At 71.3% G+C, this 14,493-nt stretch carries 2 protein-coding genes; both read left to right on the forward strand.

The annotated features are described in order from the left end of the window. Positions 1-2: 2 nt before the first annotated feature. Positions 3-11,888: a non-ribosomal peptide synthetase gene (locus MB828_RS14755; RefSeq protein ID WP_301648538.1), complete on the forward strand. Its 11,886-nt coding sequence runs from the start codon at positions 3-5 to the stop codon at positions 11,886-11,888. Further along, a partial coding sequence (locus MB828_RS14760; RefSeq protein WP_301648539.1) for a condensation domain-containing protein occupies positions 11,885-14,493 on the forward strand: 2,609 nt, incomplete at its 3' end. The genes MB828_RS14755 and MB828_RS14760, both read left to right, overlap by 4 nt.

The raw sequence follows: 14,493 nt of genomic DNA on the forward strand, positions 1-14,493 counted from the left end.
TCATGACGTTGTTGGCCGCGTACGCGGTGTTGTTGGGGCGGTATGCGGGGTCGGAGGACGTGGTGGTGGGCACGCCGGTGGCGAACCGGAACCGTGCCGAGACGGAGGATCTGATCGGGTTCTTCGTGAACACGTTGGTGATGCGGACGGATCTGTCGGGTGATCCGTCGTTCCGTGAGGTGCTGGGGCGGGTGCGGGAGACGGCTCTGGGTGCGTACGCGCATCAGGATGTGCCGTTCGAGCAGGTCGTGGACGCGTTGGTGGCCGACCGGGACCGTTCGCGCACGCCGTTGTTCCAGGCCCTGCTCAACTACGACTTCGTCGAGAGCGACGCGTCCCGGGCGGCGGCCGGACAGACGGTCGACCGCAGCGGCAGCGCCGCCGACGTCGTAGCCAAGTACGACCTGCGGCTGGTGCTCAGCGACGACGGAGACGGCCTGGCCGCCGAGTTCGAGTACAGCCGTGCGCTCTTCGACGCGACGACCGTCGAGCAGATGGCGGAGCACCTCGTCACCCTGCTGAGCGCCGTGGTCACGGACGCGGACCGCACCCTGTCACGGCTGCCCGTGCTGCCGGCCCACGAACTGCACAGGCTGCTCAGCGAATGGAACGACGCGGAGATCCCCGTCCCCCCGGCGGGTGGCGTCCACGAACTGATCGCCGCGCACGCCGCGACGGCCCCGGACACGGTGGCGGTGGTCTCAGGCGACCGCATCCTCACCTACGGCGCCCTCGTCGCCCGCGCCCACCGGCTGGCCCACTACCTGCGGGCCGTCGGCGTCGACGCCGAGTCGGTCGTGGCGGTGTGCCTGCCCCGCGGCGCCGACACGATCGTGACCGTCCTCGCCGTCTGGCAGGCCGGCGGCGCCTACCTGCCGCTGGACCCGGAGTACCCGGCCGAACGCCTCGGTTTCATGCTCACCGACAGCGGCGCCGAAGTGGTGATCGGCACCGAGGACCTCGTCGACGAACTCCCGGTCGGCCGACAGCGCACCGTGGTCCTCGACGACCCCTCGGTGCGCGCCGTCCTGGCGGCGCAGCCCACCGAGGCCCCCGACGTGCCCGTCCTCCCGGGCCAACTCGCCTACGTCATCTACACCTCCGGCTCCACCGGCCGGCCGAAGGGCGTACAGGTCACGCACGGCGGCGCGGTGAACTACGTGGTCTCCGTCGTGGACCGGGCCGGCTGGGGCGCCGGGGAACGGTTCGGACTGCTCCAGCCCGCCGTCACCGACCTCGGCAACACCGTGGTCTTCGGCTGCCTCGTGTCCGGTGGGGTGCTGCACATCCTCGACGGGGACGTCGCGCTCGACGGACGCGCCGTGGCCGGTTACCTGGCCGGCTGGGCGGTGGACTGGGTCAAGGTGGTGCCGTCCCACCTGGCCGCCCTGGCCGCCGACGCGGGCGTCGAGGGGCTGATCCCCGGCCGGGGCCTCATGCTGGGCGGAGAGGGCGCCTCACCGGTCTGGCTGGGGGGCCTGCTGGAGGCCGCCGGAGACCGGGCCGTCGTCAACCACTACGGCCCGACCGAGGCCACGATCGGCGTGGTCGCCGGACGGCTCGACACCGGCGCCCTGGCCGACGGTGTGGTGCCGCTCGGGACCCCGCTGGCGAACACCTGCGCCTACGTCCTCGACGGGACGCTGCGCCCGGTACCCATCGGCATGGTGGGCGAGCTGTACGTCGCCGGCCCGCAGGTGGCGCGCGGCTACCGGGGCCGCGCCGCGCTGACGGCCGAACGCTTCGTACCCGACGCCTTCGCCGGCGACGGTACCCGCATGTACCGCACCGGCGACCGCGTACGGTGGCGGGCGGACGGCCGCCTGGAGTTCCTGGGCCGCGTCGACGCCCAGCTCAAGGTCCGCGGATACCGCGTCGAGCCCGGCGAGGTGGAGGCGGTCCTCGCCTCCCACGCCTTGGTGCGCTCGGCCGTCGTGACCGCCCTGGGCGAGGGCCGCGACCGCCGCCTGGTGGCCTACCTGGTGCCCGCCGACCACGACGAGGGACTGCCGCCGGTGGCGGAACTGCGCGCCTACGCCGGGGCACGCCTGCCCGAGCACATGGTGCCGTCGGTCCACGTGGAGCTCGGCGAGTTCCCCCTCACCGCCAACGGCAAGATCGACCGCGCGGCCCTGCCCGAACCGGACGCCGAACAGGCCGACACCGCGACGTACACCCCGTCGACCACCGCGACCGAGGAACTCCTCACCGGCATCTGGTCCGACGTCCTGGGCCTCGGCCGGGTCGGCACCCTCGACGACTTCTTCGACCTGGGCGGACACTCCCTGCTCGCCATCCAGGTGATCTCCCGCGTCCGTGAGGTGTTCGGCACCGAGGTGCCGTTGTCGGCCCTGTTCGACGCACCCACGGTGCGCGCGTTCGCCGCCGTGGTCGACAGCTCGGCGACCGGCGTCGCCGTACCCCCCGTCACCGCGGTGGACCGCGACCGGACGCTGCCGCTGTCGTTCGGCCAGCAACGCCTCTGGTTCCTCGAACAGTTGGGCAGCGGCTCGCCCGAGTACAACCTGACGGCGGGTATCCGCCTCGACGGCGACCTGGATCCGACGGCGCTCCAGGCCGCGCTGACCCGGATCACGGCCCGGCACGAAGTGCTGCGCACCCGCCTGGTGGCGGACGCGGACGGAGTGGCGACGCAGGTGATCGACCCGCCGAAACCGTTCCCCCTGCCGGTCGTCGACGTCTCCGACACACCGCAGCCGGAAGCGGCCGCACATGCCGTCGCCGCCGCGGACGCCGCACTGCCCTTCGACCTGTCGGCCGGCCCGCTGATCCGCGGCGTCCTGGTCACCTTCGCCCCCGACCGGCACCTGCTGGCCCTGGCCATGCACCACGCCGTGTCCGACGAATGGTCCGGCCGGCTCCTGCGCGGCGAACTGACAGCCCTGTACGAGGCCTACCGCGCCGGCCGTCCGGACCCGCTGCCGCCGCTGCCGGTGCAGTACGCCGACTTCGCGGTCTGGCAGCGTCAGTGGCTGGACGGGGACGTCCTGCGTGGCCAACTCGCCTACTGGCGCGAGCGGCTGGCCGGCGCACCCGTACTGGACCTGCCCACCGACCGGCCCCGCCCCGCGGTACGGTCCAACGAGGGCGGAGTCCTCACCTTCCACGTTCCCCTGGACACGACCCACCGGCTGCGCGAGCTGACCCGCGGCAACGGCGCCACGATGTCCATGACGCTGCTGGCCGCCTTCAGCGTGCTGCTGGGGAGGTACACGGGCGCGGAGGACGTGGTCGTCGGCACACCCGTGGCCAACCGGAACCGGGCCGAGACCGAGGACCTGATCGGGTTCTTCGTCAACACCCTGGTCATGCGGACGGACCTGTCCGGCGACCCTACCTTCGCGGAACTCCTCGGCCGGGTGCGGGAGACGGCCCTCGGCGCCTACGCCCACCAGGACCTGCCGTTCGAGCAGCTCGTGGAGGACCTCGTCGTCGAGCGGGACCGCTCCCGCAGCCCCCTGTTCCAGGTCCTGTTCAACTACGACACCGCCGGCACGGAGAAGCCCGACGCGGCACCGGGCGGCCCGCTCACCGTGAGCTTCGACCTGGCGGTACGGCTCGGCGACGGCGACGACGGCCTGACCGGAGAATTCCAGTACAGCACCGCCCTGTTCGACGCGGCGACGATCGAACGGATGGCCGGTCACCTGGTCGAACTGCTGACCGCCGCCGCCGTGGACCCCGACCGTCGGGTCGCCGAACTCCCCCTGCTCACGGCCTCGGAGCGGGACACGCTGGTCAGCGAGTGCCAGGGAGCCCCGGCCGTACTGCCACCGGTGGCCGGCGTGCACGAACTCATCACACGCCGGGCGGCGCAGTCCCCGGACGCCGTCGCGGCCGTCTCCGGTGACCGGGTGCTGACGTACGGCGGACTGCTGGCCCGGGCGAACCGGCTGGCGCACCACCTGCGCGGCCGGGGCGTCGGCCCGGAGTCGGTCGTGGGGCTGTGCCTGCCGCGCGGGGCCGACATGGCCGTGGCCGTACTGGGCGTGTGGCTGGCGGGAGCGGCGTACCTGCCACTGGACCCCGAGTACCCGGACGAGCGACGCGACTTCATGGTGGCCGACAGCGGCGCCCGGGTGGTGCTCCGCGAGGACGACCTGACGCTCGGCGGCCCCCTGCCGCCGAACCCGCCCGAGGTGACGGTACGACCCGACCAACTGGCGTACGTCATCTACACCTCCGGCTCGACGGGCCGGCCGAAGGGCGTCCAGGTCGCGCACGGGGGCCTGGTGAACCTGGCGGAGACGTTCCGCAGGGAACTCGGCGTGGACCCGGGCACCCGGGTCCTGCAGTTCGCCTCCTTCGGCTTCGACGCCGCGGTCCTCGACCTGGCGACGACCCTGACGTCGGGCGGCGCACTCGTCGTGGCCTCGTCCGCCGAACGCACCGATCCCGCGGCGCTGGCCGACGTCGTCCGGGCCCACGGCGTGGGCGTGGCGAGCGTGTCCCCGTCCCTGCTGGGGGCCCTCGACCCCGCTCCACTGGCCGGGGTGCGCGCGATGCTGGTGGGCTCCGAACGGGTCGGCGAACAGGTGGCCCGTGTCTGGGCGCCGGGCCGACGCATGCTGAACGGCTACGGACCCACCGAGACCACGGTGATCGCGTCCGCCGGGCTGGTGGACGCCGAGGAGCCGGGGGCGCCCCCGATCGGCCTGCCCCTGCCGAACACCCGGGCCTACGTCCTCGACGAGCGCCTCGAACCCGTACCGGTGGGCGTGACCGGCGAGCTGTACCTCGCCGGCCCGCAACTCGCCCGCGGCTACGGCGGCCGGCCCGGTCTGACGGCGGAGCGGTTCGTGCCCGACGTGTTCGCCGCGGACGGGTCACGGATGTACCGGTCCGGCGACCGCGTGCGCCGACTGGCCGACGGACGGCTGAGCTTCGTCGGCCGGGCCGACGGCCAGCTGAAGGTACGCGGGTTCCGGATCGAACCGGGCGAGGTGGAGGCCGCCCTGGCGGCCCACCCGGGCGTGCGCGCGGCGGCCGTGACGGCCTTCGGTGAGGACGGCGAACGCCGCCTGGCCGCGTACGTCGTGCCCGCCGATCCCGCCGTGGGCATCCCGGAGGTCACGGAGCTGCGGGAGTTCACGAGCCGGCGGCTGCCGGCGTTCATGGTGCCGTCGGTGTTCGTGGAACTCGCGGGCCTGCCGCTGACCGCCAACGGCAAACTGGACCGTGCCGCCCTCCCGGAACCCGACGGCACGCCCAACGGCGCACAGGCCTACGTGCCTCCCGCCGGAGCCACCGAGGAACTCCTCGCGGGCATCTGGGCACAGCTCCTCGGCATGCACCGGGTGGGTGCCCAGGACGACTTCTTCGCACTCGGCGGGCACTCGCTGCTGGCCACCCAGGTGATGTCCCGTATCCGTGAGGTGTTCGGCGCCGACGTGTCCGTGGCGACCCTGTTCGACCATTCGACCGTACGGGCGCTCGCGACGGCGGTCGACGGAGCCGCCCGCCGCGCGGTCCTGCCACCGGTCGGCGCCGCCGGACGGGACCGCGTGCTGCCGCTGTCATTCGGGCAGCAACGGCTGTGGTTCCTGGACCAACTGGAGCCCGGCTCCACCGACTACAACCTGCCACTGCCCCTCCGCCTGGACGGCCCCGTGGACGTGGCGGCTCTGAGCTCCGCCCTGAACACGGTGACGGCACGTCATGAGGTGCTGCGCACCCGTCTGGTGACCGGACCGGACGGAGTGGCCCACCAGGTCCTCGACCCGGTGACGACACCCCGCCACCTGCCCCTGGTCGACGTGTCCGGCCTCGCCGACCCGGTCGCGGCGGCCCAACAGCTGGTCGCACAGGACGCGTCGACCCCGTTCGACCTCGCGGCCGGCCCGCTGACGCGTGCCGTCCTGGTCCGGCTGGCCCCGGACGAGCACGTCCTGGCCCTGTCGATGCACCACGTCGTCTTCGACGAGTGGTCCGGCCGCATCCTGTGGCGTGAGCTGACGGCCCTGTACGAGGCGTTCCGGCAGGGCCGCCCCGATCCGCTGCCGCCGCTCGACGTTCAGTACGCGGACTACGCCGTCTGGCAACGGCAGTCCCTGGCCGGGCAGGTGCTCGACCGCCAACTCGGCTACTGGAAGGACAAGCTGGCCGGCCTGCCGGTGCTGGAGCTGCCCACCGACCGGCCCAGGCCCCCCATGCGCTCCTCCGAAGGCGCCACCACCCGCTTCTCCGTACCGGTGGACACCGCGCAGGCCCTGCGAGCACTGTCCCGGCAGAGCGGCGCCACCATGTTCATGACGCTGCTGACCGCCTTCGACGTCCTGCTCGGACGCTACGCGGGCTCCGAGGACATCGCCGTGGGCACACCGGTGGCCAACCGCAACCGGGCCGAGACGGAGGACCTGATCGGGTTCTTCGTCAACACGCTCGTCCTGCGGACCGACTTGTCCGGCGACCCCACCTTCGCCGAACTCCTCGCCCGAGTCCGACGCACCGCCCTGGACGCCTACGCCCACCAGGACCTGCCCTTCGAGCAGTTGGTGGACGCGCTGGTCGCGGAGCGGGACCGGTCGCGCACGCCGTTGTTCCAGGTGTTCTTCACCTACGTCATGGCGGACGCCCAGGACGGCGCCCGCCTGCTCGAACAGCCCGCAGACCTGCCGCACACCACCTTGTTCGACCTCACCCTGCGGCTCGCCGACTCCCACGACGGCGGTCTGACGGGCGAGTTCGAGTACAGCACCGCCCTGTTCGACGCCGCCACTAGCGAACGGATGGCCCGCCACCTGGTCACACTCCTGAACGCCGTGGCGGTCGACGCCGGTCGGCGGGTGGGGGATGTGTCGTTGGTGTCGGTGGTCGAGGTTGAGGGGTTGGTGCGGGGGTGGGCTGGTGTGCCGGTGTCGTTGCCGTCGGTGGGTGGGGTGCATGAGTTGATCGCGGGGTGGGCTGGTGCTGTGCCGGATGCGGTGGCGGTGGTGTCGGGTGAGCGGGTGTTGACGTATGGGGGGTTGGTGGCGCGGGCGAGTCGGCTGGCGCATGAGTTGCGGGCGTGGGGGGTGGGTGCGGAGTCGGTGGTGGGTCTGTGTCTGTCGCGGGGTGTCGATCTGGTGGTGGCGGTGCTGGGGGTGTGGYTGGCGGGTGGTGCGTATCTGCCGTTGGATCCCGAGTATCCGGTGGAGCGGCTGGAGTTCATGCTYGCCGACAGYGGCGTGCGRGTGCTSGTSGGGGAGCGGTCCGAGGTCGGTGACCGGCTGACCGCGGAGGCGGTGGTGTGGCTCGACGATCTGGATCTGTCCCGTTCCGAGGAGCTCGGGYCCGTCGAGCTTCCGGCCGTGGTCCCGGACCAGTTGGCGGCGGTGATTTATACGTCGGGGTCGACGGGTCGTGCGAAGGGTGTGTTGGTGTCGCATGGGTCGTTGGTGGCGGTTTCGGTGGCGTGGGGGTCGGTGTATGCGGGTGTGGGGGTGGGGGGTGGTCGTCGGTGGTTGTCGGTGGCGAGTGCGAGTTTTGATGTKTTTTCGGGTGATGTGGTGCGGTCGTTGTGTGGGGGTGGGGTGTTGGTGTTGGGGCGGGTGGGGTTGCAGGTGGAGTTGGAGGAGTGGGTGGGTGTGTTGGCGGGTGCGGGGGTGGAGGCGTTTGAGTGTGCGCCTCGGTATGTGGAGGAGTTGGTGGGGTGGGTGGAGCGGGGTGGGTGGTTGCCGGGTTTGAGGTTGGTGGTGGTGACGACGGATGTGTGGCGGTCGGGGTCGGTGGTGCGGGCTCGGGGTGTGTTGGGTTCGGGTGTGGTGTTGGTGGGGGCGTATGGGGTGACGGAGGCGACGGTTGATTCGACGTTGAGTGTGTGGGGTCGGGTGGGGGGTGTGGACGGGTCGGTTGTGGTGGATGGGCCGGTGCCGGTGGGTGGTGCGTTGCCGAATACGCGTTTGTATGTGTTGGACGGGGGGTTGTCGCCGGTTCCGGTGGGTGTGGTGGGTGAGTTGTTTGTGGGTGGTCCGCAGGTGGCGCGGGGTTATGGGGGGCGTGCGGGGTTGACGGCGGAGCGGTTTGTCGCGGATCCGTTTGTGGGGGACGGGTCGCGGATGTATCGGACGGGGGATCGGGTGCGGTGGTCGCCGTTCGGGGAGGTGGAGTTCTTGGGGCGGGTGGATGAGCAGGTGAAGGTGCGGGGTTTTCGTATCGAGCCGGGTGAGGTGGAGGCGGTCCTGGCCACCCACCCCCGCATCCGCACCGCCGTGGTGACGGCAGCGGGGGAGGAGACGGACCGGCGTCTCGTCGCCCACGTCGTCCTCACCGACCCGGCCGAGGACATGCCGGCGGTCGGCGACCTGCGCGCCTACCTCAGTGGCCGACTGCCTGCCTTCATGATCCCCTCGGTGTTCGTCGAACTCGACGCGCTGCCGTTGACCCCGAACGGCAAGGTCGACCGCGGCGCCCTGCCGGCACCGAACGGCCAGCGGCCCGTGCTCGACGGCTTCCTGGCGCCGACGACCGCGACCGAGGAACTCCTCACCGGGATCTGGGCCCAGGTGCTCGGCGTGGACCGCGTCGGCGTCGAGGACAACTTCTTCGAACTCGGCGGTCACTCACTGCTCGCCACCCGCGTGGCATCCCGAGTACGCACGGTGTTCGGCGTCGAGCTGGCCCTGTCGACGGTGTTCGAGCAGCCCACGGTGCGGGACCTGGCGGCCGCAGTCGACGGCTCGGCCCACGGGACCGGCGTGCCGCCGGTCACCGCGGCGGATCGCGAACAGACCCTGCCATTGTCGTTCGCCCAGCAGCGTCTGTGGTTCCTCGACCAACTGGACCCCGGATCGGTCGAGTACAACGTGCCGCTGCTCGTGCGCTGGACCGACGGCGAGCTGGACGTCCTGGCCCTGGCCGCGGCGCTGAGCGCGGTCGTGGCGCGGCACGAGGTGCTGCGGACCAGGCTGGTGGCCGACGGCCCGGACGGGGTGGCGTACCAGGTGATCGACGACCCGGCACCCTTCCCCCTGCCGGTCGCCGACGTCTCCGGCGACCGTGACCCCGTCGCGGCCGCGCGCAAGCTGGTGACGGCGGACGTCATGACCTCGTTCGACCTCGCCGCCGGACCACTGATCCGCGCCACCCTGATCCGGCTGGCCCCCCGCGAGCACGTGCTCGCCGTCGCCGTCCACCATGTGGCCTTCGACGAGTGGTCCGTACGCGTCTTCCGCCACGAACTCTCCACCCTGTACGACGCCCTGCGCGCCGGCGACCCCGACCCGCTGCCGCCCCTTCCGGTGCAGTACGCCGACTTCGCCGTCTGGCAACGGCAGTGGCTCGACGGGGACGTCATGAACGAGCACCTGGCCTACTGGAAAGAGCAGTTGGCCGACCTGCCGGTGCTGGAACTGCCCACCGATCGTCCCCGCCCACCCGTGCGTTCCTCGGCGGGAGCGGCGGTCGGTTTCGCCGTGCCCGAGCAGACCGCGGACGCCTTGCGAATGCTGTCCCGCAAGAACGGCGTGACGCTGCAGATGACCCTGCTGGCCGCGTTCAGCGTGCTGCTGGGTCGCTACACGGGGTCGGAGGATGTGGTCGTCGGCACGCCGGTGGCGAACCGGAACCGGGCCGAGACGGAGGACCTGATCGGGTTCTTCGTGAACACGTTGGTGATGCGGACGGACCTCTCCGGTGACCCTTCGTTCCGGGAACTACTGGGGCGCGTGCGGAAGACGGCACTCGCGGCCTATGCCCACCAGGACCTGCCCTTCGAACAGTTGGTGGACGCGCTCGTGATCGAGCGGGACCGGTCCCGCAGCCCGCTGTTCCAGGTGTTCTTCAACTACACCCCCCAGGGTCCCGAAGACCGCCGGGACACCGACGAAGCCGCCTCCCGACTGGACGTGCTCGCGGCACCGTCGGTGAACTTCGACCTGGCGGTGGCCGTGGGGGACAGCCGCGGCGGGCTGGAAGGCGAGATCGAGTACAGCACGGCACTGTTCGACGCGGGGACTGTCGAGCGGTTGTCGGGTCACCTCGTCCAGCTGCTGGAAGCGGTGGCGGAGGACGCGGGTCAGCGGCGAGTGGGGGAGCTGCCCCTGCTGTCCGCCGACGAGCGTGACCAACTGGTGCGGGAGTGGAACGGGGTGCCGGCTCCGCTTCCGTCGGTGGGTGGGGTGCATGAGCTGATCGCCGCCCGCGCGACCGAGACCCCGGACACGGTGGCTGTGGTGTCCGGTGGCCGGGCCTTGACCTATGCCGGGTTGTTCCACCGGGCCAAGCAGCTGGCGTACGAGCTGCGCGGTCGGGGTGTCGGGGCCGAGTCGGTTGTCGGCCTGTGTCTCCCGCGTGGTGTCGACCTGGTGGTGGCGGTGCTGGGGGTGTGGCTGGCGGGTGGTGCGTATCTGCCGTTGGATCCCGAATATCCGGCGGAGCGGCTGGAGTTCATGGTCACCGACAGTGGGGCGCAGGTGGTGCTTCGCGAGGGTGATCTCGCGCAGACGAGTGACCTGTCGTCGACGGCTCCCGACATCGCCGTGACACCTGGCCAGTTGGCGTATGTGATCTATACGTCGGGTTCGACGGGGCGGCCGAAGGGCGTGCAGGTCTCCCACGGCAGCGTTCTCGGCATGGTGACCGCGTTGGGCCCGGAGCTGGGTGCGGAGCCGGGTGTGCGGGTGTTGCAGTTCGCTTCGTTCAGTTTCGACGCGGCGGTGCTGGATGTCGCCGTGACCCTCGCCCAGGGCGGGACCTTGGTGATCGCCACGTCCGCCGAGCGCGGAGAGCCGGAGGCGCTGACCGCCATGGTCCGCGCGGAAGGCGTCAACGCGGCGAGCGTCGTGCCGTCCCTGCTGGGCGTGCTGGATCCGCAGCAGGTGCCTGGTGTCGAAACGCTGTTGCTGGGTGCGGAGCGGCTGACCGAGCAGGTGGCGCGGGCCTGGGCGCCGGGCCGGCGGCTGGTGAACACCTACGGCCCCACCGAAGCGACGGTGATGGTCACTGCTGGCTGGGTCGAAGGGGCCGAGCGTGTGCCGCCGATCGGCTCTCCGGTCGCCAACGCCCGCCTGTACGTCCTGGACGCATCGCTCGATCCAGTCCCTGTGGGTGTGGCGGGTGAGGTGTTCATCGCGGGTGCGCAGGTGGCCCGTGGCTATGCCGGCCGCCCGGCTCTGACCGCGGAACGCTTCCTCCCCGATCCGTTCGCCGCTGATGGTTCGCGTATGTACCGCTCCGGTGACCGTGCCCGCTGGCTCCCCGACGGACAACTGGACTTCGTCGGTCGCGTCGACCAGCAGGTCAAGGTCCGTGGCTTCCGCATCGAACCCGGTGAGATCGAAGCCGTCCTCACCGCACATGCCCAGGTCCGTACCGCCGTCGTGCACCCCTTCGGTGACGAGGACGACCGTCGACTGGTGGCCTACCTCGTCCCCGAGGACCCGACCACAGGCATCCCGCCCGTCACCGACCTGCGTGCCCACGCGGCTTCCCACCTGCCCGCCTTCATGATCCCGTCCGTCTTCACCGAACTCGCCGCCCTGCCCCTCACCCCCAACGGCAAGCTCGACCGGGCCGCCCTCCCCGCCCCCGACGGCGGGCGCGCCGGGCTGGACGAGTTCGTGGCGCCGTCGGGCGATGCCGAGGAGGCGCTGGCCAGGCTCTGGGCGCAACTGCTCGGGAGCGAGCGGGTCGGGGCCACGGACAACTTCTTCGAACTGGGCGGGCACTCGCTGCTCGCCACCCAGGTGATCTCCCGCATCCGGGAGATCTTCGAACTCGACATCCCCCTGTCCGCGCTGTTCGACCAGCCGACCGTGCGCGGTCTGGCCGAGGTGGTCGAGGAGCGGATCTGGTACGAGATCGAACACATGTCAGAGGCCGAAGTGCTCCAGAACCTGGACGCCTACGCGCAGGGCGCACAGTCTGACGAGAACGGGATTTCCTCATGAGCAACTCCCCTGCGGAGGTCTTGGCGGAGCTCGAGGGCCGAGGCGTGCGCTTCGCCCTCACCGACGGCCGACTGCGGGTGTTCGCACCCAAGGGCGTCCTCACGGAGGAACTGCGGAACCGGCTTCGTGAGTGCCGTGACGAGATCCGGGACCTGGTGGCCGAGCGCCGCTCCGCCCGTGACACCGGTCATGCGCCCGCCATCGCGGCGGCCGACCGCGCCCAGCGCCTGCCGCTGTCGTTCGCGCAGCAGCGCCTGTGGTTCCTGGACCAGCTGGACCCCGGCTCCACCGAGTACAACGTGCCGATGCCGGTACGGCTGGGCGGGCCGCTCGACGTGGCTGCGCTGAGCGCTGCGCTCGACGGGGTCGTGGCGCGCCACGAGGTGCTGCGGACCCGCCTGGTGGCCGGCCCCGACGGCGTGCCGTACCAGGTGATCGACCGCCCCACGCCCTGCGCGCTGCCACTGGCCGACGTGTCCGCCGCCGCCGACCGCGGGGCCGCAGCGTGGGCGCTGATGTCCGCGGACGCGGCCCTGCCGTTCAGCTTGTCGGACGGCCCGCTGATCCGCGCCCTGCTCATCCGGCTGGCTCCCGACGAGCACGTACTGGCGCTGTCGATGCACCACGTGGTGTTCGACGAGTGGTCCAAGCAGGTCTTCCGGCGCGAGCTGTCGGCGTTGTACGAGGCGTTCCGCGCCGGTCGCCCGGACCCGCTGCCGCCCCTTCCGGTGCAGTACGCCGACTTCGCCCTCTGGCAGCGCCAGTGGCTGGAGGGCGAGGTGCTGGAGGGCCAACTCGCCTACTGGCGGGAGAAGCTGGCCGGAGCGCCGGTGCTGGAACTGCCCACCGACCGGACGCGTCCTGCCGTGTGGTCACCGGCTGGTGCGGCGATCCGCTTCACGGTGCCCGAACGGACCACGGACGCCCTGCGTGCGTTGTCCCGCCGCCGCGGAACCACCATGTTCATGACCCTGCTCGCCGCGTTCGACGTCCTGCTCGGCCGGTACGCGGGCACGGAGGACCTGGTCGTCGGCACACCGGTCGCGAACCGGAACCGTGCCGAGACGGAGCAGTTGATCGGGTTCTTCATCAACACCCTGGTGATGCGGGCGGACCTGTCCGGCGACCCCTCTTTCGACGACCTCCTCGCCCGGGTCCGCGACACCGCCCTGGACGCCTACGCCCATCAGGACCTCCCCTTCGAGCAGCTGGTGGACGCGCTGGTCATCGACCGGGACCGCTCTCGCAGCCCCCTGTTCCAGGTGCTCTTCAACTACTTCACGGAGACCGGGGCCGACGCCGGCCGCCGGGGCCGCCCGGACGGCTCCGGAGTCTCCGAAAGCTCCGAAGGCTCGGACGGGCTGTCCGTCGGCACGGTGCAAGAGGACGTGGTCGCCAAGTTCGACCTGAGGCTGATGCTCACTGACGACGGCCGGGAGCTGACCGGGGTCCTCGAGTACGGCACCGCACTGTTCGAGACGTCGACCGTGCAGCGGATGGCACGGCACCTGGTGGCCGTGCTGGACGCCGTGACGACCGACCCCGGCCAGAGCGTCGGCGACCTGCGCCTGCTGAGCACGGACGAGGAAGACCTGCTGCTGCACGGCTGGAACGACACGTCCCGGGCGCTGCCCTCGGTGGGCGGGGTGCACGAGCTGATCGCCGCCCGTGCGGCCGAGGCTCCGCAGGCGACGGCCGTTGTGTGCGGTGAAGCATCGCTGACCTACGGCGAGTTGATGGAGCGGGCCAACCGACTCGCCCACTATCTCCACGGTGCGGGCGTCGGGCCCGACACCCTCGTCGGGCTCTGCCTGCCGCGTGGTGTCGACATGGTGGTGGCCGTGCTGGCGGTGTGGCAGGCCGGCGGCGCGTATCTGCCCCTCGACTCCGAGTACCCGGCCGAGCGGCTGGCTTTCATGCTGGCCGACAGCCGGGCGACGGTGCTCGTGGGCACCGAGGACATCATCGACGACCTGCCGGTGGGCCGGCTGCGCACGGTCGCACTGGACGACCCGGCCGTCAGCGCCGGCCTGGCCACCATGCCCGTCGAGTCCCCTGCCGTCGTCGTGCATCCGGAGCAGTTGGCGTATGTGATTTATACGTCGGGTTCGACGGGGCGGCCGAAGGGTGTGCAGGTTGCTCATGGTGGTGTGGTGAATCTGGCGGTGGCGCAGGGTGGGTTGTTCGGTGTGGGTGTGGGGGAGGGTGTGTTGCAGTTCGCGTCGTTTGGTTTTGACGCGGCGGTGTCGGAGTTGGTGGTGGCGTTGGTGGTGGGTGGGGTGTTGGTGGTGGCGTCTGCTGAGGAGCGGGCGGATGTGGGGTTGTTGGCGGGGTTGGTGCGGGGGTGTGGGGTGCGGGTGGCGACGTTGCCGCCGTCGTTGTTGTCGGTGTTGGAGCCGGCGGATCTGGTGGGGTTGCGGACGTTGGTGACGGCGGGTGAGCGGTTGGATGGTGGGTTGGCTGGGGTGTGGGGTGAGTGGTTCCGGTTGGTGAATGCGTATGGGCCGACTGAGGCGACGGTGTGTGCGAGTGCTGCCGTGCTGGAGGGTGGGTCATGTCGGTGTGGTGGAGGACCTCGTTCATGCCGTCGACGGCATAGGACATG

This window comes from Streptomyces arenae (assembly GCF_022343545.1).
Classification (GTDB): domain Bacteria; phylum Actinomycetota; class Actinomycetes; order Streptomycetales; family Streptomycetaceae; genus Streptomyces; species Streptomyces humi.